The 23,268-nt window shown below is 63.6% G+C and carries 18 protein-coding genes and 2 pseudogenes; 7 read left to right on the plus strand and 13 right to left on the minus strand.

Annotated elements, in window-relative coordinates; all coding sequences use genetic code 11:
• Positions 1-32 precede the first annotated feature (32 nt).
• Positions 33-1,820, plus strand: coding sequence for a monovalent cation:proton antiporter-2 (CPA2) family protein (locus tag L1P09_RS24465; protein WP_054905179.1), 1,788 nt, complete (start codon positions 33-35; stop codon positions 1,818-1,820).
• Positions 1,821-1,824: 4 nt separating this feature from the next.
• Here the strand turns inward: L1P09_RS24465 and L1P09_RS24470 are convergent, their stop codons facing one another.
• Positions 1,825-2,109, minus strand: coding sequence for a HigA family addiction module antitoxin (locus L1P09_RS24470; protein ID WP_009681630.1), 285 nt, complete (start codon positions 2,107-2,109; stop codon positions 1,825-1,827).
• Positions 2,110-2,122: 13 nt separating this feature from the next.
• Positions 2,123-2,401: a type II toxin-antitoxin system RelE/ParE family toxin gene (locus L1P09_RS24475; protein WP_082414659.1), complete on the minus strand. Its 279-nt coding sequence runs from the start codon at positions 2,399-2,401 to the stop codon at positions 2,123-2,125.
• Between the two features lie 394 nt (positions 2,402-2,795).
• Here L1P09_RS24475 and L1P09_RS24480 point away from each other — a divergent pair.
• A pseudogene (locus L1P09_RS24480) lies at positions 2,796-3,068 on the plus strand (hypothetical protein); the annotation flags it as partial.
• 115 nt (positions 3,069-3,183) lie between these two features.
• Here the strand turns inward: L1P09_RS24480 and ycaC (L1P09_RS24485) are convergent.
• Positions 3,184-3,813 (minus strand): isochorismate family cysteine hydrolase YcaC, encoded by a 630-nt coding sequence (ycaC, locus tag L1P09_RS24485; RefSeq protein WP_009681627.1) that lies wholly within the window; start codon positions 3,811-3,813, stop codon positions 3,184-3,186.
• Positions 3,814-4,004: 191 nt separating this feature from the next.
• On the opposite strand from ycaC (L1P09_RS24485), the gene L1P09_RS24490 reads away from it, so the two are divergent.
• Entirely contained in the window at positions 4,005-4,916 is a 912-nt protein-coding gene (locus L1P09_RS24490) for a LysR substrate-binding domain-containing protein (RefSeq protein ID WP_125854672.1), read from the plus strand.
• Between the two features lie 175 nt (positions 4,917-5,091).
• Here the strand turns inward: L1P09_RS24490 and L1P09_RS24495 are convergent, their stop codons facing one another.
• The 4 genes from L1P09_RS24495 to ycaC (L1P09_RS24510) all read right to left on the minus strand — a co-directional run bounded on the left by L1P09_RS24495 (position 5,092) and on the right by ycaC (L1P09_RS24510) (position 9,229).
• On the minus strand, positions 5,092-6,933 hold the full coding sequence (locus L1P09_RS24495) for an amidohydrolase (protein WP_235768980.1): 1,842 nt from the start codon (positions 6,931-6,933) through the stop codon (positions 5,092-5,094).
• Positions 6,934-7,320: 387 nt separating this feature from the next.
• Complete coding sequence (locus L1P09_RS24500) at positions 7,321-8,139, minus strand: alpha/beta fold hydrolase (RefSeq protein WP_235768244.1); 819 nt, start codon at positions 8,137-8,139, stop codon at positions 7,321-7,323.
• A gap of 37 nt (positions 8,140-8,176) precedes the next feature.
• Positions 8,177-8,485: a hypothetical protein gene (locus L1P09_RS24505; RefSeq protein ID WP_192441278.1), complete on the minus strand. Its 309-nt coding sequence runs from the start codon at positions 8,483-8,485 to the stop codon at positions 8,177-8,179.
• A gap of 114 nt (positions 8,486-8,599) precedes the next feature.
• The gene (gene ycaC, locus L1P09_RS24510; protein ID WP_009681621.1) at positions 8,600-9,229 is read right to left on the minus strand and encodes an isochorismate family cysteine hydrolase YcaC; all 630 of its coding nucleotides are present in this window, start codon (positions 9,227-9,229) and stop codon (positions 8,600-8,602) included.
• A gap of 289 nt (positions 9,230-9,518) precedes the next feature.
• On the opposite strand from ycaC (L1P09_RS24510), the gene L1P09_RS24515 reads away from it, so the two are divergent.
• Positions 9,519-10,946: a mechanosensitive ion channel family protein gene (locus L1P09_RS24515; RefSeq protein WP_235768245.1), complete on the plus strand. Its 1,428-nt coding sequence runs from the start codon at positions 9,519-9,521 to the stop codon at positions 10,944-10,946.
• Between the two features lie 108 nt (positions 10,947-11,054).
• Here L1P09_RS24515 and amaA read toward each other — a convergent pair whose 3' ends face one another.
• Both amaA and amaB read right to left on the minus strand, forming a co-directional pair.
• On the minus strand, positions 11,055-12,341 hold the full coding sequence (gene amaA, locus L1P09_RS24520) for an L-pipecolate oxidase (protein WP_054905183.1): 1,287 nt from the start codon (positions 12,339-12,341) through the stop codon (positions 11,055-11,057).
• A gap of 166 nt (positions 12,342-12,507) precedes the next feature.
• The gene (amaB, locus tag L1P09_RS24525; protein WP_290129188.1) at positions 12,508-13,998 is read right to left on the minus strand and encodes an L-piperidine-6-carboxylate dehydrogenase; all 1,491 of its coding nucleotides are present in this window, start codon (positions 13,996-13,998) and stop codon (positions 12,508-12,510) included.
• A 136-nt stretch (positions 13,999-14,134) separates the two neighbouring features.
• On the opposite strand from amaB, the gene L1P09_RS24530 reads away from it, so the two are divergent.
• Both L1P09_RS24530 and hglS read left to right on the plus strand, forming a co-directional pair.
• A complete protein-coding gene (locus L1P09_RS24530; RefSeq protein WP_054905184.1) occupies positions 14,135-15,025 on the plus strand; it encodes a LysR family transcriptional regulator in 891 nt (296 codons plus the stop codon).
• A 179-nt stretch (positions 15,026-15,204) separates the two neighbouring features.
• Positions 15,205-16,599 (plus strand): 2-oxoadipate dioxygenase/decarboxylase HglS, encoded by a 1,395-nt coding sequence (hglS, locus tag L1P09_RS24535; protein WP_054905185.1) that lies wholly within the window; start codon positions 15,205-15,207, stop codon positions 16,597-16,599.
• 130 nt (positions 16,600-16,729) lie between these two features.
• On the opposite strand, the gene L1P09_RS26475 is transcribed toward hglS, so the two are convergent.
• The 3 genes and pseudogenes from L1P09_RS26475 to L1P09_RS24545 form a co-directional block, all read right to left on the minus strand.
• Positions 16,730-17,590: a methyl-accepting chemotaxis protein gene (locus tag L1P09_RS26475; RefSeq protein ID WP_371105801.1), complete on the minus strand. Its 861-nt coding sequence runs from the start codon at positions 17,588-17,590 to the stop codon at positions 16,730-16,732.
• Positions 17,585-18,829, minus strand: a pseudogene (locus L1P09_RS26480) (Cache 3/Cache 2 fusion domain-containing protein); the annotation flags it as partial. The gene L1P09_RS26475 and the pseudogene L1P09_RS26480, both read right to left, overlap by 6 nt.
• Positions 18,804-19,730 (minus strand): LysR substrate-binding domain-containing protein, encoded by a 927-nt coding sequence (locus tag L1P09_RS24545; RefSeq protein ID WP_054905187.1) that lies wholly within the window; start codon positions 19,728-19,730, stop codon positions 18,804-18,806. The pseudogene L1P09_RS26480 and the gene L1P09_RS24545, both read right to left, overlap by 26 nt.
• Positions 19,731-19,883: 153 nt before the next feature.
• On the opposite strand from L1P09_RS24545, the gene L1P09_RS24550 reads away from it, so the two are divergent.
• The gene (locus L1P09_RS24550) at positions 19,884-21,272 is read left to right on the plus strand and encodes a NorM family multidrug efflux MATE transporter (protein ID WP_154211411.1); all 1,389 of its coding nucleotides are present in this window, start codon (positions 19,884-19,886) and stop codon (positions 21,270-21,272) included.
• An 84-nt stretch (positions 21,273-21,356) separates the two neighbouring features.
• Here L1P09_RS24550 and L1P09_RS24555 read toward each other — a convergent pair whose 3' ends face one another.
• Positions 21,357-23,024 (minus strand): putative bifunctional diguanylate cyclase/phosphodiesterase, encoded by a 1,668-nt coding sequence (locus tag L1P09_RS24555; RefSeq protein WP_047150067.1) that lies wholly within the window; start codon positions 23,022-23,024, stop codon positions 21,357-21,359.
• Positions 23,025-23,268 lie beyond the last annotated feature (244 nt).

Consider the following 23,268-nt stretch of genomic DNA (forward strand, 5'->3'; position numbering starts at 1 on the left):
CGCTGCCCCGGCAGCTCATGGAGTACGAGCCCATGCCACATGAAGGCAGCCTTCTACAAACCGCGGTGATCTTTCTGCTCGCCGCCGTCCTTGCCGTGCCCTTGGCCAAGCGCCTGCAACTGGGTGCCGTGCTTGGCTACCTGCTGGCCGGTGTGGTCATTGGCCCGCAGGCATTGGGTTTGATCCGCGATACCGAAAGCGTGGCGCACATTTCCGAGCTGGGCGTGGTGCTGCTGTTGTTCATCATCGGCCTGGAATTGTCCCCCAAACGCCTATGGCTGATGCGCAAGGCAGTGTTCGGCGTCGGTACCGCCCAAGTGGTGCTGACCGGCGTGCTGATCGGCGCCATTGCCCTGTTCGGTTTCGGTCAGGCGCTACCTGCGGCCATCGTGCTCGGCCTTGGCCTGGCGCTGTCATCCACTGCCCTCGGCCTGCAAAGCCTGGCCGAAAGCAAGCAACTCAATGCCCCGCACGGCCGCCTGGCCTTCGCCATCCTGCTGTTCCAGGACATCGCCGCCATACCGCTGATCGCCCTGGTGCCGCTGCTGGCCGCCAGCGGGCCGGACACCAGCCACGGCGACAGCCTGCAACACGGCTTGCAGATCTTCGCCAGCATCGCCGTGGTGATCGTCGGCGGCCGCTACCTGCTGCGCCCGGTGTTCCGCACGGTGGCCCGCACCGGCCTGCCAGAGGTGTCTACCGCCACTGCGCTGCTGGTGGTGATCGGTACCGCCTGGTTGATGGAGGAAGCCGGCATTTCCATGGCGCTGGGTGCCTTCCTCGCCGGCTTGTTGCTGGCGGACTCGGAGTACCGCCACGAGCTGGAATCTCAGATCGAGCCTTTCAAGGGCCTGCTGCTGGGGTTGTTCTTCATCAGTGTCGGCATGGGTGCCAACCTGCGGCTGCTGCTGGAAATGCCGCTGGTGGTGCTGGGCCTGACCCTGCTGCTGGTGGCAGTGAAGCTGGTGCTGCTGGTTGGCGTTGGCCGCCTGGCCGGTGGCCTGAGCGGCGCCAGCGCGCTACGCCTGGGCATGGTGCTGGCGGCCGGCGGCGAGTTCGCGTTCGTGGTGTTCAAGCTGGGCAAGGACCAGGGCCTGTTCGACGCCCAGACCTACGACCTGCTGCTGATGACCATCACCCTGTCGATGGCCATTACCCCGCTGCTGATGATTGCCTGCGCCCGCGCCCTCAAGCGGCCGCAACCTGCGCGTGAAGTGCCTGAGCAATACAAGCAGATACAGGCGGATACGCCTCGGGCGGTAATCGTCGGCATGGGGCGTATGGGGCAGATCGTTGCACGCATCCTGCGCGCGCAGAAGATCCCGTTCATTGCCCTGGAAACCTCGGTCGATGCCATCGAGATGACCCGTATGTTCGAGCAGGTGCCGGTGTTCTACGGCGACCCGCTGCGCCAGGAAGTGCTGCATGCCGCCAAGGTGGGTGAAGCGGAGTACTTCATCATCACCATCGATGACCCTGAAGCTGCCATTCACACAGCCGAGCGGGTGAAGCGCCTGTACCCGCACCTGAAAGTGCTGGCCCGTGCGCGCAACCGCCAGCATGTGCACAAGTTGGCGGATGTCGGTGCCGAGCCAATCCGCGAGACGTTCTATTCCAGCTTAGAGATGACCCGCCGCGCGCTGGTGGGGCTGGGTTTGAGCGATGAGCAGGCGGCGGACCGGATTGCACGGTTCACCCAGCATGACGAAGAAGTGCTGGTGGCCCAGGGGCAGGTCCGCGATGACCGGGCCAAGGTGATGCAAACGGCCAAGGAGGCGCGGGTTGAGTTGGAGCGGTTGTTTGATTCGGATGCGGACTGAACAATCAGGCAAATATCAACCGCTCTATCTTAGGATGCTCACGGTGGGCCGCTTGCCAAAGATCGTAGGCCGCCTGTTCGGCAAGGTACTGCCGGGCAGGACCGAGGCCAGCCAATTCAAGTCGATAAGCAAGATCGGCAGATATTGCGGCACGCCCATTGAGCACCGTGGATAATTGCCCCCGTGAGTAGCCCAGGTGACGAGCTAACTCAGAGACGTTCATTCCAATTGCGGGCAACACATCCTCTCGCAATGACTCCCCGGGATGGGGAGGATCAAACATAGGCATGGCTGAGGCCTCCTTAGTGGTAATCGAGATAGTCAACAAGCTCCACATCGGTACCAATGAAGCGAAACACGAGGGGCCAGTTACCCGAAACATTCACCGCCCAAAAGCTTTCCAGCTTTCCATGCAGGGGATGAAGACGATAACCAGGGCGATTCATATCTGAAGCCGTTTTTGCTACGTCAAGGGAAGCAAGCAAACGCCGCAAGCGATTGACATGATCCGCACGCACCCCAGATGTGTCACGTAGCTGATGGAGCAGCCTCAGGCCCCTGTGCCTGAAACTTCTGATCATTGAAGGGTTAGTGTAAGGTCATGCCTTACACCTTCAAGCTGGCAGTGGAGCGGAACATGGGGTTACTCCTGAAGGATTTCCGGGTTGCCCAGTTTGCTCTCGACGTTGCTCAATGGCGCCGTCATGCCATCCTTTTTCACTGTCAGAAATTGCCCAAAGCGGAATGGGGCACTCGCCAATCTGGGGGCTCTGAACGCCCTCATCCTGTCTCCTGACGATCACCGGGTCGCTGTCGGTTCAGCGATCGGGTATGGAAACCCGGATGTGATAAAGGGCTGCCGTAATGGCAGTTGTGCGCGTGTAGCCGTTTGGCCAACCGGCTTGCCTGCCCACCGGTTTTCCACCCCGCGTACAACTTCCGCCTTCTGCGGGGAAATGGGTCGTTACAGTTCAGCCCGACACAGCCCAACGCGCCTTCAACCGCTGCGATGCTGGCCACCCACACTTGTTCACCGTAAACCCGGGCATCTGCGCCCGTGACGCCCTGGTCCATGTCGCCCAGTACCTGCGGGGCGCTTACGGCTGTGGCTACAAAGCCCTGGAACACCTGGGCGAAACCGGCAAGAGCCTGTTCTGGGGCAACCTGAATGCAGTCAGTGAATTGAGATTGCCGGTGCCGGCCTCTTCGCGGGCATGCCCGTTCCCACAGGTTCTGCAGTGGGTTTGAAGCTTGCGCGACACCTGTGGGAGCGGGCGAGCCCGCGAAAGGGCCGGTACAGTAAACAAAAAAAGCCGGCCCCTTATGCAAGGAGCCGGCTTGTATGCGTACTGCTAGTGATCGGTTACTTACCCGCAGTCAACGCGTTATAGCTGGTCATCAGATTCCGATAATCCGGAATGTGGTTGGAGCACAGCGCCGCCAGCCCTTCCACATCATTGCGCCAGTCACGGTGCAGCTCACAGGCCACGCCAAACCAGGTCATCATCTGCGCACCGGCCTGGCTCATGCGGTCATGCGCCGCATCGCGGGTCATTTCGTTGAAGGTGCCGGAAGCATCAGTCACCACGAACACGTCAAATGCCTCTTCCAGCGCCGACAGCGCCGGGAATGCCACGCACACCTCGGTCACCACACCCGCAATGATCAGTTGCTTCTTGCCAGTCGCCTTCACCGCCTTGACGAAGTCTTCGTTGTCCCAGGCGTTGATCTGGCCGGGGCGAGCGATGTACGGCGCGTCCGGGAACAGCTCCTTCAGCTCGGGTACCAGCGGGCCGTTGGGGCCTTGTTCGAAGCTGGTGGTGAGGATGGTAGGCAGGTTGAAGAACTTCGCCAGGTCGGCCAGCGCCAGGACGTTGTTCTTGAACTTGTCCGGCTCTATGTCACGCACCAGCGACAGCAGGCCAGCCTGGTGGTCTACCAGCAGTACAGCGGCGTCGTCTTTGTTCAGGCGGTTGTAGGTGAATTTGCTCATGGTCTGCGCTCCAAAGGTTTATGAATTTTTCAGCTATTCGGGGTGTTTCGCGTTGATGGGCACAGATTAAAATCATCACCTTTGTGGCGGTAGTCAGCAGAATCTGGCTTTAGCGTTCCGTTTCGTGAACGATGGCTGTGTAGGGGCTGTGCTGGCCTTATCGCCGGCAAGCCAAACCCGGAGACCGATCATTGGAAGACCTCAACTCCCTCTACTACTTCACCCAGGTAGTCGAGCACGGTGGCTTCGCCCCGGCAGGCCGGGCGCTGGACATGCCCAAGTCGAAGCTCAGCCGGCGCATCGCCGACCTGGAGGAGCGCCTGGGCGTGCGCCTGCTGCACCGCACCAGCCGCCATTGCTCGCTCACCGAGATCGGCCAGGCCTACTACAACCGCTGCCTGGCCATGCGCGTGGAGGCCGAGGGCGCGGCGGAGATCATCGAGCGCAACCGCAGCGAACCGCGCGGGCTGGTGCGCATCAGCTGCCCGACCACCCTGCTCAACTCCTGGGTCGGGCCGATGCTGACCCGCTACATGCTCAAGTACCCGCAGGTGGAGCTGTTCATCGAAAGCACCAACCGCCGCGTCGACCTGCTGCACGAGGGCTTCGACATCGCTTTGCGGGTGCGCTTTCCACCGTTGGAAAACACCGACATGGTGATGAAGGTGCTAAGCAACAGCACCCAGTGCCTGGTCGGCCAGCCTCAATACCTGGAGCAGTTGCCCAAAGGTTTCGACCCGCAGTTGCTCAGCACGCTGCCCAGCCTTCACTGGGGCAGCGCCCAGCGCGAGTACCAGTGGGAGCTGTTTCGGGGTGAAGACAGCAGCCGCAGCATCGTCATCCCGCACAAACCACGCATGGTGACCGACGACCTGTTTGCCCTGCGTCATTTCGTGGTGGCCGGGGTTGGCATTGCGCACTTGCCAAGGGTGGCCGTGCGCGAGGACCTGGCGGCGGGGCGGCTGGTGGAACTGATCCCGGACTGGCACCCGCGCTGTGGCATCGTGCATGCCATATTCCCGTCGCGGCGTGGGTTGTTGCCTTCGGTACGGGCGTTGATCGATCACTTGGCCGAAGAGTTTGCGGTCAGCGACATGGCTTGAGTCCTGAGCTGGCTTCTTCGCGGGCATGCCCGCACACAGGGTATCGCGCATTTCTTGAGTTCAGCGCCTAACGTGTGGGAGCGGGCGTGCCCGCGAAGGGCTGCAAAGCAGCCCCAGTAACGCTTAACTGACAGGCATTACCCGCGCAGCCCCTTCTTCTCGACATCACATCAGCTTAGAAAGCAAAGCACGAACAGCCCAGCGCCCCCCAGAACCCCTGGAAGTCATTGACCGGAACACTCGATTTGCGCGCCTTGTCATGGCTGTGCGCATGCACCCCGCACGGCCCCGAACACTGGTGCACGGCTGCCGCCAGCGACGGCGTACCCACGCGCCAGTGCCCCGGCACCTTGGCTACTGGAGACCACTCCGGCAGCACCGGCACCTGCGGTGGCCCGAGGCGGTCAAACTCGCCGGCACCGTACACGACCTTGCCATCGACAATGGTCAGCACCGATTCGATGCCCTTGATCGCTTCTTCATCAACGCTGAAGAAGTCCAACGACAAGGCCGCCAGGTCGGCCAGTTGGCCTACTTTGATCTGGCCCTTCTTGCCTTGCTCGCTGGAGAACCAGGCACTGCCCTGGGTGAACAGCTGCAGCGCGGTCTCGCGGTCCAGGCCTTCCTTGTACAGCTCCATGCCGCCAACGGTCTTGCCGCTGACCAGCCAGTACAGCGAGGTCCAGGGGTTGTAGCTGGACACGCGGGTAGCGTCGGTGCCCGCGCCGACCGGCACGCCCATCTCCAGCATGCGTTTGATCGGCGGGGTCTGCTCGGCAGCCTTGGCGCCATAGCGGTCCACGAAGTACTCGCCTTGGAAGGCCATGCGGTCCTGGATGGCGATGCCGCCGCCCAACGCACGCACGCGCTCGATGTTCTGCGGGGTGATGGTTTCGGCGTGGTCGAAGAACCACGGCAGGCCATTGAACGGGATATCGCGGTTGACCTTCTCGAACACGTCGAGCATGCGCGTGATCGATTCGTTGTAGGTGGCATGCAGGCGGAACGGCCAGCGCTGCTCGACCAGGTGGCGCACCACCGGCTCCAGCTCTTCTTCCATGGTCTGCGGCAGGTCCGGGCGCGGCTCGAGGAAGTCCTCGAAGTCGGCGGCGGAGAACACCAGCATTTCGCCAGCGCCGTTGTGGCGCAGGAAGTCGGTACCGCTGTGCAGCTTGACGCTGGATGTCCACTTCCTGAAGTCGTCCAGTTCTTCCTTGGGCTTCTGGGTGAACAGGTTGTAGGCAATGCGCACTGTCAGCTGGTTGTCGTCGGCCAGCTCCTGGATCACCGAGTAGTCGTCGGGGAAGTTCTGGTAGCCGCCGCCAGCGTCGATGGCACTGGTCAGGCCCAGGCGGTTCAGCTCACGCATGAACTGGCGGGTCGAGTTGACCTGATACTCCAGCGGCAGCTTCGGCCCTTTGGCCAGGGTGGCGTAGAGGATCATCGCGTTCGGGCGGGCAATCAGCATGCCCGTCGGGTTGCCGAACTTGTCACGCTGGATTTCGCCACCCGGCGGGTTCGGGGTGCTCTTGTCGTAGCCGACGGCCTTGAGTGCGGCACGGTTGAGCAATGCGCGGTCGTAGAGGTGCAACAGGAACACCGGCGTATCGGGTGCAGCCTGGTTGATTTCTTCCAGGGTCGGCATGCGTTTTTCAGCGAACTGGAACTCGTTCCAGCCACCCACCACACGCACCCACTGCGGGGTAGGCGTGCGCGCAGCCTGGTCCTTGAGCATGCGCAGGGCATCGGCCACCGACGGCACGCCTTCCCAGCGCAGCTCCAGGTTGTAGTTCAGGCCGCCGCGGATCAGGTGCAGGTGCGAGTCGTTCAGGCCGGGAATGACCGTACGCTGCTTGAGGTCGACGATTTGCGTGCTGGCGCCCTTGTGGGCCATGGCCTCGGCGTCGTTGCCCACGGCGATGAAACGGCCGTCCTTGATGGCGACGGCGGTGGCAGTGGGCTTTTCGCGGTCAACGGTGTGCAGCTTGCCGTTGAACAGAATCAGGTCGGCGGTCATGGAACCTCCTTGCGTGGATGCGTGAGCGGAACCGGCGGCGCCGGTGAAGGGCAATGCAGACCAGAGCGCGCCGGCAGCACCCAGTACGGTGCTGCTGGCGAGGAACTGGCGACGAGTCTTGTCGTGGCGGTCCTGGGGCATGGTGTTCTCCGTCTCTGGGCGCGGCGGCGGCAGGCGCGACTGCAGAGCATGCCGCCCGATACAGGGGCAAGGCTTGGATGGATGTGCGGTGGGGCTGTTGAAGGTTAGCCCTGATCAAGTTTTGTGTTGCCAGGGCTGGCCCCATCGCCGGCAAGCCAGCGCCCACAAGGGCTTCACAGCTTCTGAGCCCTGAACAGCCCCTGTGGGCTTGCCGGCGGTTGGGGCCGCAAAGCGGCCCCGGCTTGTTCAGCGACTCAAGAACGCCAGCAGGTCCTCATTCAGCTGCTGCGCATGAGTCACGGCAAACCCATGCGGCGCGCCGGCGTACACCTTCAGCTCAGCCCCACGAATCTGCGCCGCCGCCTGCTTGCCGGTAGTCTCGAACGGCACGATCTGGTCGTCATCGCCATGAATCACCAACGTCGGTACATCGACCTTGGCCATGTCCGACCGGAAGTCGGTTTCGGAGAACGCCGTCACACAATCCAGGGTGGCCTTGAGCGACGCCATCAGCGCTATGTTCAAGGTCTGCGTCTGCACGCCCTGGGATACCTGCTGCCCATGGTTGATGCCATAGAACGGTGTGGCGAAGTCGGCGATGAACTGCGCCCGGTCGGCACGCAGACCAGCCACGATACCTTCGAACACCGACAGGTCGACACCCTCGGGGTTGTCGTCGCGCTTGCCGAACACCGGCGTAACGGCGCCCAGCAACACCAGCCCGGCGACCCGCTCGGTGCCGTAGCGACCGATGTAGCGGCTTACGTCACCGCCGCCCATGGAGAAGCCCACCAGGGTCACATCACGCAGGTCGAGGTGTTCGATCAGCTGGGCGATGTCATCAGCGAAGGTGTCGTAGTCGTAGCCGTTCCATGGCTGGCTCGAGCGCCCGAAACCGCGGCGGTCGAAGGCAATGGCGCGGTAACCGCGGCTGGCCAGGAACTCCATCTGCGTGTCCCACATGTCGGCATTCAGCGGCCAGCCGTGGCTGAACAGCACGGGCTTGCCGGTGCCCCAGTCCTTGAAGTAGATCGAAGTACCATCGCGGGTAACGAACGTGCTCATAGCGGTATCTCCTGGATTATCGAGGTCAGGGGCTGGCTCAGCCGCGCAGCCAGTTGGCGCAGCGACGGGTCACCCAAGGCATGATGTAGAACACCACGGGCAGAATGACGAACAGGTTGACGATCAGGTTGCCGGTGATCGCGCCCCCCAGTTGCGGGAAGCGGGCAAACAGCGGCGCCAGCAGTTGCGGCACGACCATGGTCATCGGGCAGATCACCAGGTAGGTTAGCAGCGCCTGCTTCCAGCGCGGCGGTTGCGCGGCCGAGGTATCCGACGTGCTATCGAGCACCTGGTGCTGCAGGCATACGGTCACCACTTCGCGGTTGTCTTGGAGTGCGGTGTTCATCGGCGTTCCTTGGGTGAGCTTGCCCACAGCCACTGTGCAACGGCCAACGGGCGCTGGATTGGATAAGTGTGCTGCCCTGCGTGGGCACCGGCTGAGGGTGCCCGCGGCTGCGGCTTACTTGTTGGCGTTGAAGGCGTTGTAGCTGGTCATGAGGTTGCGGTAGTCCGGGATATGGTTGGAGCACAGCGCGGCCAGGCCTTCAATGTCGTTGCGCCAGTCGCGGTGCAGCTCGCAGGCAACCCCGAACCAGGTCATCAACTGGGCGCCAGCGCGGCTCATGCGGTCATGGGCGGCGTCGCGGGTCATGGCGTTGAAGGTCCCGGAGGCATCGGTAACCACGAACACGTCGAACTCTTCTTCCAGGGCGGCCAGCGCCGGGAAGGCTACGCACACTTCGGTGACCACGCCGGCGATGATCAGCTGCTTCTTGCCGGTGGCCTTCACCGCCTTCACGAAGTCTTCGTTATCCCAGGCGTTGATCTGGCCTGGTCGGGCGATGTACGGCGCGTCCGGGAACAAGGCTTTCAGTTCCGGGACCAGCGGGCCGTTGGGGCCTTGTTCGAAGCTGGTGGTGAGGATGGTCGGCAGGTTGAAGAACTTGGCCAGGTCAGCCAGGGCCAGTACGTTGTTCTTGAAGGCATCCGGCTCGATGTCGCGCACCAGCGACAGCAGGCCAGCCTGGTGGTCGACCAGCAGTACGGCGGCATCGTCTTTGTTCAGGCGGTTGTATTTGAAGTTGGTCATGGTCGTTGCTCCATAGGGTTTGAAGTTCAGCAAATTGGGTGTTTCGCGTTGATGGGAGAAGATTAAAACCGTCACCTTTCGAGCGGTAGATAGCGGTTTTTGGCTTTAGCGTTCTGTTTTGGGAACGATAGATTGGCGCTGGATTTGCTGGCCTCTTCGCGGGCTTGCCCGCTCCCACAGGGACCGCATCTCGCTCAGGGCGGGTTTACCCGCACGCAGGCGCCCATTGCCTGCCCGGCCAACCTGCTCTATTACTACCCACAGCCCTCCCCTCACTCCCGAGACCACCATGCTGGCGTTCATCCAGTCGTCCCCGTTGCTGCTCGGTACTGCCCTGATCCTGCTCGACCTCGTAATCTGGCAGTTGATCCCCCTCCAGCACCGGGCCTGGCGCATCGGTATGCGGCTGGTGCTTTTCCTGTTGTTCAGCGCGGTGCTGGTGGCCGCCGGCATGAGCCCGCTGCAGCCACCGCCCTGGCCGGACGATGTGCCGCGCAACCTGATGGCCACGGTATTGGCCATCGGCTGGTGGCTGTTTGGCGCGCGCACGGTCACCGTGGTGTTCGGCCTGTTGCTGGTAGCGCGGGGTAGCCACGGCGGGCGCTTGCTGCAGGACGTGCTGGGGGCGCTGATCTTCCTTGCCGCGGTAGTCGCGGCCGCAGGCTATGTGCTGCAGCTGCCAGTCAAGGGCCTGCTGGCCACCTCGGGCGTGATGGCCATCGTCATAGGCCTGGCGTTGCAGAGCACGCTGGCTGACGTGTTCAGCGGCATCGTGCTGAACACCACGCGGCCTTACCAGATTGGCGATTCGATCGCGATCGACGGCACCGAAGGCAAGGTGCTGGATATCGACTGGCGGGCCACGCGCCTGCTCACGGGCACAGGTAGCCTGGCGGTGATCCCCAATTCGGTGGCGGCCAAGGCGCGCCTGCTCAACCACAGCAGGCCGGCGGATGTGCATGGGGTGTCGATCAACGTGGTAGTGCCGGCCAAAGTGCGGCCCAGGCGGGTGTTCGACGCACTGGAAAAAGCCCTGCAGGGCACCAGCGCGATCCTTGCTTCACCTGCGCCCAAGGTGTCGGTCAAGGCCTCGACACTGGAGTCGGTGGAGTACGAGGCCAGCGGGTTCATTGCCGACATGGGCGGCAAGACTGCGGCACGCAACCAGTTGTTCGACCTGGCGCACCGCCACCTGGAGGCGAGCGGGGTGATGTGGAACGTCGACCTGGCCATGCCGCCACGCAGCCGCCAGCGCGAAGTGCTGGACGAGGTACGGGTGTTCCGTTCGCTAAGCGCTGAAGAGCGTGACGCATTGAGCCAGCGCATGACGACGGTGGAGTACCTGGCGGATCAGGTGATCCTGGAGGTAGGCGCGCATTCCGACCATTTGCTGGTGATTGGCAGCGGCGTGGTGTCGGCCTCTGTGCGCGATGGCGACAAGCTGCTGGAGGCCGGGCGCATGGGGCCGGGCGAGGTGCTGGGGGTGGAGGGGATCATCGACGAAGACGAGTCACTGGCCGAGTTCCGTACACTGACCAGCTGCGTGCTGTACCGCATCGACAAAGAGCAGGTGAAAAGTTGCCTGGCGCAACGTGGCGATGTGCAGGCGGCGCTGAGCAAGTTGCAGCGGTTCCGGCGCCAGAGCCGGGAGTCGTTGTTGCAGCAGAAGCCGGCCCTGATCAAGAAGGGCGGCTTCCTCAGCTGGTTGCACAAGTAAGCCTGTACTGGCCTCTTCGCGGGTAAACCCGCTCCTACAGGTACAACACAATATTCGAGACTTGTGTTGTACCTGTAGGAGCGGGTTTACCCGCGAAGAGGCCGGTACTTACAACACAACCCGCAGGCATTGCCCCGCGTGGTACAGCGAGAACCCGGACTCATAGAACGCGGTGCGCAGCGATGGCGCGCTCACGCCACTCATTGGCGAGAACGGAATCGGCAGGCTGCCCGCCTCACCCTTGAGCAGGAACTCGGCAAACGCCCGGCCAATCACGGTGCCGGTGGTATTCCCACGCCCGTTATACCCGGTCACCGCCACCAGCCCCGGCGCCGGCTCGAACAGGCGCATCAGGTGGTCGGGGGTGAAGTCGATGCAACCGGTCCAGTGCATTTCCCACTCGACCTTGCCCAGGCCCGGGTAGTAATGGCTTTGAATGCGGTCGGCCCAGCTGCGCACGAACCAGGCGGGCTTGTTGTCGACCCGGCCCAGGCTGCCGAGCAACAGGCGGCCCTGGTCGTCACGGCGGATACTGCTGAGCACGGTGCGGGTGTCCCATGAGCCCTGGCCGTGCGGCAGTACCTTGTCGGCCTCAACGCCTTGCAGCGGCTTGGAGGCGACCTGGTAGTAATAACCGCGGAAGAACTGCTTCTGCAGGTTGCTCCAGTCGCCTTCGGTGTAGGCACCGGTGGAAATCACCACCTTGTCGGCCCGTACCGAGCCACGGGCCGTCTTGACCCGCCAGGCGTCGCCCTCGCGCGCCAGGCCTTCGACAGCCGACTGCTGGAACAGCTGGCCACCCAGGCGCACCACGGCCGCAGCCAGGCCCTGGGTGTAGCCCATGGGGTTGATGGTGCCGGCGCGGCGGTCGAGCAACGCGGCGGAAATCTTGTCGGTGCCACAGTATTCCTGGCACTGCGCGCCGGTCAGCAGCTCCACGTCGGCACCGCGACGGCGCCACTGCTCGTGGCGGGCCTCAAGGTCGGCGATGCCGGTGGCGTTGTGCGCCATGTGCAACGTGCCCTTGTGCTGGGCCTGGCAGTCGATGCCCAGGCGCTCGATCATTGCGAACACTTCAGCCGGGGCTTCACCCAGCACCTGGTTAAGGCGGCTGCCCTGCTTCTGGCCAAGGGTCGCCTCGACGTCGTCGGGGCGGATCCAGGTACCGGCATTGACCAACCCGACGTTGCGCCCGGAGCCCCCGTGGCCGACCTTCCAGGCCTCCAGCAGGATCACCGACTTGCCCTGCTCGAGCAGGTGAATGGCCGCCGACAGGCCGGTAATGCCGCCACCGATCACGCACACATCGGCCTTGTGCTCACCGGCCAGGGCCTGGGCGGCCACGCTCGGTGTGCTGACGAATTCCCACAAGCATTGTTGACGCAGTTCGGACATGGCCCGGCTCCAGCAATTTGTTCTTGTTGGGGCTGCCTTGCAGCCCATTCGCGGGTAAACCCGCTCCTACGGGCACTGCACAGGTTCGAAAAGCTGTGCAGTGCCCGTAGGAGCGGGTTCACCCGCGAACCGGGGGCAAAGCCCCCGGCCATGCAGCATCAACCGATCAGTCGAACACGATACCCTGTGCCAGCGGCAGCTCGCGCGAGTAGTTCACAGTGTTGGTCTGGCGGCGCATGTAGCCCTTCCAGGCATCCGAACCGGATTCCCGGCCACCACCGGTCTCTTTCTCGCCACCGAACGCACCGCCGATCTCGGCACCGCTGGTGCCGATGTTGACGTTGGCAATGCCGCAATCACTACCCGCAGCGCTCTGGAAACGTTCGGCCTCACGCAGGTCGGTAGTGAAGATGCACGACGACAGGCCTTGTGGCACTTCGTTGTTCAGGCGCAGGGCCTCTTCAAAGTCGTCGTAGGCCAGTACGTAGAGGATCGGGGCGAAGGTTTCGTGGCGGACCACGTCGCTTTGCGCCGGCATTTCAGCGATGGCTGGCGACACGTAGTAGGCATTCGGGTACTGCTCGGCCAGCTGACGCTCACCACCGAATACCTGGCCGCCTTCGTCGCGGGCCTTGGCCAGGGCGCCCTGCATGGCGTCGAACGACAGCTTGTCGATCAACGGGCCAACCAGGTTGTCCTTGCGCGGGTCGCCAATGCGGACTTTGCCGTAGGCAGCTTTGACCCGGGCAACCACTTCGTCCTTGATCGAACGGTGCACGATCAGGCGGCGCAGGGTGGTGCAGCGCTGGCCGGCGGTACCGACCGCCGAGAACAGGATGCCGCGCACGGCCAGGTCGAGGTCGGCGCTGGGGGCCAGGATCATGGCGTTGTTGCCGCCCAGCTCAAGGATGCTGCGGCCGAAGCGTGCAGCCACACGTGGGCCAACTTCGCGCCCCATGCGGGTGCTGCCGGTGGCGCTGACGAGCGGCACACGCGGGTCGTCGACCAGGGCTTCACCGGCTTCACGGCCACCGATGACCAGCTGCGCCAGGCCCGCCGGGGCGTCACCAAAGGCTTTCAGGGCTTTTTCGAACAGTGCCTGGCACGCCAGGGCGGTCAGCGGGGTTTTCTCGGACGGCTTCCATACCACGGAGTTGCCGGCCACCAGGGCCAGTGCGGTGTTCCAGGCCCACACCGCGACCGGGAAGTTGAAGGCGCTGATCACGCCGACCACCCCCAGCGGGTGCCAGGTTTCACGCATATGGTGCCCTGGGCGCTCGGAAGCGATGGTCAGGCCGTACAGCTGGCGCGACAGCCCCACGGCGAAGTCGCAGATGTCGATCATTTCCTGAACTTCACCCAGGCCTTCCTGGGTGATTTTGCCGGCTTCGATCGAGACCAGCTCGCCGAGGTCGGCCTTGTGCGCACGCAGCACTTCGCCAAACAGACGCACCAGCTCGCCGCGGCGTGGTGCCGGTACGCTGCGCCAGGCTTCGAAGGCGCTCTGGGCCTGGTCGATGCAGGCGGTGGCCTCGGCCTTGCCGAGCAGTTTCACCGAGGCGATCTGGCTGCCGTCGATCGGCGTGTGAACAGGGTAATCGCCCTGGGTGTAAGCCTCGGCGGCAACGCCAAGGCGCTCGAGCAATCCAGCAACCATTTGTGCTTCTCCTACATCGGGTGATGGGGTGGAAAAATGATGTGGATCAGTATTAATCCGATCACATAGGTACAACAAACGACCTTTATTCCGCATATCATTCCACCAGGTAATGATCCGTATCGCAGAGACCGCTATGTCCAAACGCCTGGTGCCCTCCATGACCGCCCTGCAGTGCTTTGAAGCTGCAGCCCGCCATTTGAGTTTTACCCGTGCCGCTGAAGAGCTGCACCTGACCCAGAGCGCGGTCAGCAAGCAGGTGGCGCAGCTGGAGGACATGCTGCGCCATCACCTGTTCCTGCGCATTCGCCGGCGCCTGCAACTGACCCCGGCCGGCAGCCTGTACCTGGCCGAGGTCAACAAGATCCTTACCCAGGTGGATATGTCCAGCCGCTACGTGCTCACCTATGGCGAGCAGACCGAGATACTGAAGGTCGCCACTCAACCGAGTTTTGGCGTGCGCTGGCTGATCCCGCACCTCAAGGGCTTTGGCAAACGGCACAGCAATATCCACCTGGATATCCGCAACGAGATGGAGCCGTTCGCCCTGCTGCAGGGTTCGGCGGACGTGGTGTTCTTCTATGGTCAGGGCACCTGGCCGGGTGCCACCTGCGTGGCGCTGTTCGGCGAAGAAGTGGTGCCGGTGTGTGCGCCGGAGCTGCTGGCCGGGCGTGAGTTGGCGGGCGCCGAACAGCTGGCTGAGTTGGTGCTGTTGCAGAGTACCTCGCGCCCCGAGGCCTGGCACGAGTGGTTCCTGGAGCAGGGCCTGCAAAGCGTCAACGCCTACCACGGGCCGCGCTTCGATACCTTCTATATGGCATTGAGCGCCGCGCAGACAGGCTGCGGGGTAGCACTGGTGCCGCGCTACCTGGCAGCCAAGGAGCTGGCCGACGGCAGCCTGGTGGTGCCATGGGATCACGCCATGCGCAGTGCCGGGGCGCATTACCTGGCGTATGCCGAGCATGCGGCGGAGGTGCCCAAGGTACGGGCGTTGGTGGAGTGGATCGGCGAGCAGTTGCAGGTTTGAGGTTGCCGGGCCTACCTCGACCTGTAGGAGCGGCCTTGTGTCGCGATGGGCTGCAAAGCAGCCCCAATGGCCCTTGAGGTCGATCAAAAAAGGAATGACACACTCACTTTTTTTCGCTTGTGAGCAAGGTGCATTCCCAGCTTTCATGTAAGCGTCCGAACCTAACCAGGAAGCTAGCGATGCCCGCCCACGATTTCGTCAGCCCCGACAGCATTCGCGCGCAGTTTTCTGCCGCCATGTCGCTCATGTACAAACAGGAAGTGCCGCTGTACGGCACGCTGCTGGAGCTGGTGAGCGAAATCAACCAGCAGGTCATGGCCCAGCAGCCCGACGTTGCCGAGGCCCTGCGCTGGACCGGCGAAATCGAGCGCCTGGACCACGAGCGGCATGGCGCCATCCGGGTTGGCACCGCCGCAGAACTGGCTACCATCGCCCGCCTGTTCGCGGTGATGGGCATGCAGCCGGTTGGGTACTACGACCTTAGCTCTGCCGGTGTGCCGGTGCACTCCACCGCCTTCCGCGCGGTGCACGAGCAGTCCCTGCACATCAGCCCGTTCCGGGTGTTCACCTCGCTGCTGCGCCTGGAACTGATCGACAACCCGCAACTGCGCGAACTGGCCCAGAGCATCCTGGCCAAGCGCCAGATCTTCACCGCGCGCGCCCTCGAACTGATCGCCCAGTGCGAGCGCGACGGCGGCTTGAATGCCACCGATGCCGCCGCATTCGTGCAGGAGGCCCTGCACACCTTCCGCTGGCACCAGGACGCCACCGTCACCGCCGAGCAATATCAGCAGTTGCACGATCAGCACCGCCTGATTGCCGACGTGGTGGCCTTCAAGGGCCCGCACATCAACCACCTGACCCCGCGTACGCTGGACATCGATGCCATTCAGGTCGGCATGCCGGCCAAGGGCATTCCGCCCAAGGCCGTGGTGGAAGGCCCGCCCACCCGCCGCCACCCGATCCTGCTGCGCCAGACCAGCTTCAAGGCCCTGCAGGAAAAGGTCGCCTTCAGCGACCAGCAGGGCAGCGAAGGCAGCCACACCGCGCGCTTTGGCGAAATCGAGCAACGCGGTGCGGCCCTGACACCCAAGGGCCGCCAGCTGTACGACAAACTGCTCGATGCCACCCGCGCTGCCTTGGGCGGTGCGCCTGCCGAGGCCAACGCTGAACGTTACATGACACTGCTGAAGGACAGCTTTGCCGAATTCCCGGACGACCTCGCGCAGATGCGTGAGCAGGGCCTGGCGTATTTCCGTTACTTCGCTACCGAGAAAGGCCTGGCTGCGCGGGATCAGGACGGTCGCCCGACTACCCTGGAGGGCTTGATCGAGGCCGGCCATGTGCACTTCGAAGCGCTGGTCTACGAGGACTTTCTGCCGGTAAGCGCGGCGGGCATCTTCCAGTCCAACCTGGGTGACGATGCGCAGGCCGAGTACGGCAGCAATGCCAACCGCGATGCCTTTGAAGCAGCATTGGGGCTGCAGGTGCAGGATGAACTGGCGCTGTATGCGCAAAGCGAGCGGCGGTCGCTGCAGGCTTGTGCGCAGGCGTTGAACCTAGGTTCGATGTAAGCCGGTAGATCGCCGGGGGCGCTTGGCGCCCCATTCGCGGGCACGCCCGCTCCCACAGGTTCAAGGCTTGCGCTGTACCTGTGGGAGCGGGCGTGCCCGCGAATGGGCCGCAAAGCGGCCCCCTGCGGTATCAGCGAAAACGGTCGACCTCCTGCCGCAGCTGCGCCGCCAGCCCTTCCAGCTCCCGCGCGGTAAAGGCCAGCTCATTGGCCACCTCGCGCTGCTCGCCGTTGGCCTGGGCAATGCTCTGCAAATTGCGGCTGAGCACCGTCGCCGTGCTGCTCTGCTCCTGAGTCGCCGTACTGATCACCGTGAACTGCTCACCCGCCGCACGGCTCTGCTCGTCGATACGCGCCAGCGCTTGCGCCACCTTGTCATTGCGCTGCAGACCTTCCTGCATCAGCTGGTTACCCTGCTCCAGCGTCGTGATGGCGTGCCCGGTCTGCTGCTGGATGCTGGTGATCATCCCGGATATTTCATCCGTGGCCTGGCGGGTTCGTGCGGCCAGGCTGCGCACTTCGTCCGCCACCACCGCAAAGCCGCGGCCCTGCTCACCGGCGCGGGCAGCCTCGATGGCCGCATTCAACGCCAGCAGGTTGGTCTGTTCGGCGATGGCAGTGATCACGCTGATGATGCCGCCGATTTCCTGCGAGCGTGCCCCCAGGCTGTCCATCACCGTGGCCGTACCGCCGAGGGCATCGGCGATCTGCTTCAGCGAACGCGATGCTTCATCCATGGCGCTGCGGCCGATGCGGGTCTGCTGGGCATTGTCACGCGCCATGCGCTCGGTGCCCGCCATGTTGTCGGCGATGTTCATCGAGGTGGCGCTGAACTCCTCCACCGCACCGGCCATGCTGGTGATTTCACCGGACTGCTGCTCCATGCCCTCGCAGGCCCCGGCCGACAGGCCAGACAACGATTTGGCGCGCGAGCTGACTTGCTCGGACGCACTGCGAATGTGCTCGACCATGCCTGACAAGGCCTCGCCCATCTTGTTGAAGCTGCTGGCCAGTTGGCCGATTTCGTCGTGGCTGGTCACGCTTAGCCGCGCGCTCAGGTCACCTGCGCCCAGCGCTTCGGCCTGGCGCACCAGCGCGTCCAGCGGCCGCAGCTTGCGCCGCAACAGCCATAGGGTAGCCGCCACCGCCAGGACCATCGCCAGCAGGCTACCGATGGCCAGGCGCAGGCCTACACTCCAGGTCACCTCACGGATTTCCGCCATCGGCATGCTCGCCACCACCGTCCACGGGCCTTCGGCAAATGCGGCAGTTGCGCTGTACAGCGGTTGATCGGCATTGGCTGGTGGCACCAGCCACTGGCCGTTCTCGTCCTGCAGGGCCAGCGAACCGGTCTGGCCAATGCGGAAACGCTTGAGGTTGGCAAACTGGGTGTTCTGCGCATCGGTGTAGTCGAAGCCAACGAACAATACGGCAATTACCCGGCCGTTGCCGTCACTTACCGGCACATAGCGGGTCATGTAGTTACGCTCGAACAAAACGGCGCGGCCAACGTACATCTGCCCGGCCAGCAACTTGCGGTAGGCCGGGTGCTGACGGTCGAGCTGAGTGCCGATGGCGCGGCTGCCGTCCTGCTTCTTCAGATTGGTGCTGATGCGCACGAAGTCTTCGCCACTGCGCACGAACAGCGTGGCGATGCCAGCGGTCATCTGCTGGAATTCGTCAACCTGCTGAAAATCGTTGTTCAGCAAATGATCACCCAGGTACAGCGCCGGTGTTGCCTGCCCGGCGACCTGCACCGTTTCACCGGCATGCAGCGACAGGCCCGAGGCGAAGCGGCGCTCGAACAACCCGCTGAGGCGCTGGGTATTGTCCTTGAGCGAACTGTGGAAGGTTTCGAGCTGGTCGGCCAGCAGGCGCGCTTCACTGCCCAGGTGCGCCTGGCGTGTGGCGAGGTTGGCATCGTCCAGCGAACGCAGGGCAAACAGGGTACTGCCGGAAATCACCAGCGCCAGCACGATGGCGAGGGCGACACCGAGCTGCGAGGCTATGCGGGCACGGGGTTGAGACATGTGAAGCTCCTGGCAAGAGGCCGGGATCGTCCTGATCACACTGACCGCCCGCTTTCTATCGACGGGAAGTGCGCCCTCTTCCGGGACGCTGGTGCCAGTGAATCGGCGTCGCGGGCGAATACTTGAGTGTCGGGCCGGGATATTCGCAAACGTTTTCTGTCGCCTCCACGGGCCATCAAAGGGGCGGGAGAATTTCCACATCCGGGAGATCCATGGCCGCTACCTCCTGTTCCAGAAATGCACTCAACCGGCGCAACCGCTCGCCCCCGCGCCGGGTACGCGGCCACACCAGGTAGTAATCCATGCCACTGGGCACCGCCGTCGGCCAGGGCAGGCTCAGGCGCTTCTGCGCCACGTCCTCGGCCACCATCAGCAAGTCGCCGATGGAGATGCCGTAGCCACGCGCTGCGGCAATCATGCTCAGCTCCAGCGTGTCGAAAACCTGCCCACCCTTGAGCGATACCTTGCCAGCGAGGCCCATGCGCTGCAGCCAGTCACGCCAGTCGCGCTTGTCCACCGTGGGGTGCAGCAGCTCGATACCGGCCAGCCGGGACACGCCCCAGGGCTTTTCGCCAAGCAGGTCCGGTGCGCCGACCGGAATCAACAACTCCGGGAACAGCTTGCGTACCTCCCAGTCTGCCGGGAACACTCCATCGCTGAGCAACACGGCACAATCGAACGGTTCCTGGTTGAAGTCCACATGGTCCACATCCATCCAGGCGCTGGTCAGTTGTACCTCGTTACCGGGTTGCAGGTGGCGAAACCGGCTCAGGCAGGCCAGCAGCCACCGCATGGTCAGGGTCGAAGGTGCTTTCATGCGCAGGATGTCATCTTCACCACACAGGGTTTCACAGGCACGGGCGAACGCGGCAAAGCCTTCGCGCACCCCCGGCAGCAATACCCGCCCAGCTTCGGTCAGTTGCAGGGTGCGGCCACTGCGCACGAACAGGCGGCAGGCGAAATGCTCTTCCAGGGTACGGATATGCCGGCTGATGGCACTTTGCGTGATCGACAGCTCTTCGCCCGCGCGGGTGAACGAACTGAGCCGCGCGGCGGCTTCGAATGCGCGCAAGGCATACAGCGGAGGTAGCTGGCGCGACATGAGGCACCTGCAATCCAGGGACAGAAGCGAATTATCCGAAACTTGCAGGCATGAGTTCAACTCATGCCAACCATCGCTTTTATCCTTTTGTGCAAAGTTGACCAAAGCCTCAGAATCGCGCTTCGTTGATCACCTCAGGAACAAGGACAGCCCATGCACGTCGCGCCCACTACAGAACTCAAGGCTTTACTGCGCCTGGCCGGGCCGCTGATCGCCTCGCAGCTGGCGCACATGCTGATGGTGCTGACCGACACCCTGATGATGGCCCGCATCAGCCCGCAGGCCTTGGCCGGCGGTGGCTTGGGCGCCGCCAGCTATTCCTTCGTGTCGATTTTCTGCCTGGGGGTGATCGCCGCAGTGGGTACCCTGGTGGCGATTCGCAAGGGCGCCAACGACATCGAAGGGGCCACCCGCCTGGCTCAGAACGGCCTGTGGCTGGCCTGGGGCCTGGCGCTGTTCGCCGCGCTGGTGCTGTGGAACCTTGAGCCGGTACTGCTGCTGTTCGGGCAACAGCCCGAGAACGTGGCCTCGGCTGCCCAGTTTCTGACCCTGCTGCCGCTGGCGTTGCCCGGTTACCTGACCTTCATGGCCTTGCGCGGGTTCACCAGTGCCCTTGGCCGTTCGACCCCGGTGATGGTCATCAGCCTGGTCGGCACGGTGCTGAACTACCTGCTCAACGTGGCGCTGATCGAGGGCATGTTCGGCCTGCCCAGGCTCGGGCTGATGGGTATCGGCCTGGTCACTGCGGTGGTGTCGATGGGCATGGCCATTGCCCTGTCGTTGTACATCCGCTGGCACCCGGCCTATGCCGCCTACCCGCTGCGCAAGGGCCTGTCGCGCCCATCGCTGCACGCCCTGCGTGAGCTATGGCGGCTGGGCCTGCCGATTGGCGGCACCTACATGGTGGAAGTGGGCCTGTTCGCCTTTGCCGCGTTGTGCATGGGGGTGCTGGGCAGCACCGAATTGGCGGCCCACCAGATCGCCCTGCAGATCGTGTCCACGGCATTCATGGTGCCGACAGGGCTCTCCTATGCGGTAACCATGCGCGTGGGCTTGTACTACGGCGCCGGCAACCTGCTGGCGGCGCGCAGTGCGGGGCGCGTGGGCATCGGCTTCGGGGCAACCGTGATGTTTGCCTTTGCCGCGCTGTTTTTGCTGTTGCCCGAGGCGCTGGTGAGCCTGTTCATAGACCGTAATGACCCGGGCTTTGCCGCCATCTACCAACTGGCGGTGCAGTTGCTGATGGTGGCGGCCTGGTTCGAGCTGTTCGATGGCATGCAGACCATCGCCATGGGCTCCATACGCGGCCTGAAAGATGCCAAGACCACCTTCCTGATCGGGCTGTGCTGCTATTGGCTGGTAGGCGCGCCGAGCGCCTGGCTGTTCGCATTCAACCTGGGCGGCGGGGCGGTCGGGATCTGGTGGGGGTTGGCGCTGGGGCTGGCGTGCGCGGCGGTGGCGCTGACCTTTGGTTTTGAGTGGCGGATGAAGCGGTTGTTGCGCAAAGCTGGGATTGGTGGAGAGGCTACCGCCTCGGCCTGACTTCAGGGCCTATTCGCGGGCACGCCCGCTCCCACAGGTACAGTGCGCGGCCCCTGTGGGAGCGGGCGTGCCCGCGAAAGGGCCCTAAAGGACAACCCCCAACTGACAGTCAGGCGCCTGCAGCAAAAACTCCATCAACTCCCCCACCGGCAGTGGCTTGCTGACCAGAAAGCCTTGCACCTGGTCACAACCAAACCCGCGCAGCAGCTCCAGTTGCTCCTCACTCTCCACCCCTTCAGCCACCACCTCAAGGTTAAGGTTGTGCGCCAGGTTGATCATGGCGTGCACCAGCTTGCGGTTTTCCTCGCGCATTTCCATTTCGGCCACGAAACTGCGGTCCACCTTGAGCAAGGTGATCGGCAGGCTGTTCAGGTGTACGAACGACGAAAAACCGGTGCCAAAGTCATCCAGCGAGAAGCGCACGCCCAGCCGGCCCAGCGCATCCATGGTCTGGCGTACCAGCTCGTTGCGGCGCATGACCGCCGTTTCGGTCAGCTCGAATTCCAGCCAGCGAGCATCCACCCCGTGCTCGAGGATCAGCCGGCTCAAGGTGGCCAGCAGCTGGCTATCCTGGAACTGGCGGAAGCTCAGGTTGACCGCCATGTGCAGCGGCTCCAGGCCGCGTTCGCACAACGCCTGCATGTCGCGCAGCGCACGGGAAATCACCCAGTAGCCCAATGGCACGATCAGGCCGCTTTGCTCCGCCAGCGGCACGAACTCGCAGGGCGGTAGCAGCCCCCGGTCCGAGTGCCGCCAGCGCACCAGCGCCTCGAGCCCCACGATGCGCCCATCGGCCAGGTTCAGCCGGGGTTGATAGTGCAGTTCCAGTTCATCCCGGCGCAGGGCGCGGCGCAGTTCGCTTTCCAGGTCGGCCAGGCTGCGGGCGTTACGGTTGATGCGCTCGTTGAACACATGGAAGGTGCAGCCCTGGCTACCCTTGGCCTGGCGCATGGCGATGTGCGCGTGCCACATCAGCGGGTCGGCGCCGCCCTGGGCACGGGCATGCGCCAGGCCCAGGCTGCAGCCCAACAGCAAGCTTTCGCCATCGATCCAATAGGGCTCGGCCAAGGCCTCGACGATGCGTTCGGCAATCCATTCGGCGCGGTTCGGGTCGCGGCGCGTGTCGATCAGCAGCGCGAATTCGTCGCTGCCCAGGCGCGCCAATTGGTCCCCCGCTTCCAGTTGGTGTTTCAACCGGGCCACAACCTGCAGGATCAGGCGGTCACCGCTCTGGTGGCCAAGGGCGTCGTTGACGTGGCGGAAGTTGTCCAGGTCGAGGTGGCCGAGGGCAACGCCCCGGCCTTCGTTTTCAGCCAGCCGTGCCGTGAGCAAGGCCTGGAAGCCCTGGCGGTTGGCGATACCGGTCAGTGGGTCTTGCTCGGCAAGGCGCTGCAAGGTGGCCACCAGCACACCGCGTTCGCGCACATGCCGCAGCGAGCGGCGCAGGCTATCGGTGCTGAGCTGTTGGCGCACCAGCCAGTCGCTGACGCCGCTGGGGGCCACCGCGGGCTCGTCGTCCAGCAGCAGGATGGTCGGCAGCTCACAGCGCCCCGGCGCTGGTTGCAGTGCCGCAGTCGCCAGGACCACGGCTTGCCGGTCATGGCTGAAAAGGCTGTCGACGGCCTCCCAGTCAGGCGCCGTCAACAGCACTGCAGTGCCACCCAACCCCTGCACGCACTCGCGCAGCAGCACGGCCCATTCCGGCTCATCAGCCAACAGCAGCAAACGCAGAGGTTCGACAGGCGTGGACAAGCGGGCTCCTTAGGGCTTCACGGCACAACGAGAGAAGATGAATATGCTACTGCATTGATGAAAATGATTTTCAATTTTATACATACACCGGACTCTGCGGCGACCCGACGTATTTTGTCGTGCATCCTGCGCGAAATCAGGCCCGTTCGGCAAATACGATTTTTCCAGTGCCTGGCATTAGCCTGACTAATACAGGGCGCCAATAAAAGTCTGACTCAGACGTCAGACGGTCACGCCACAACGG

Origin of the sequence: Pseudomonas juntendi, assembly GCF_021560075.1 — a bacterium.
Taxonomy (GTDB): domain Bacteria; phylum Pseudomonadota; class Gammaproteobacteria; order Pseudomonadales; family Pseudomonadaceae; genus Aquipseudomonas; species Aquipseudomonas juntendi.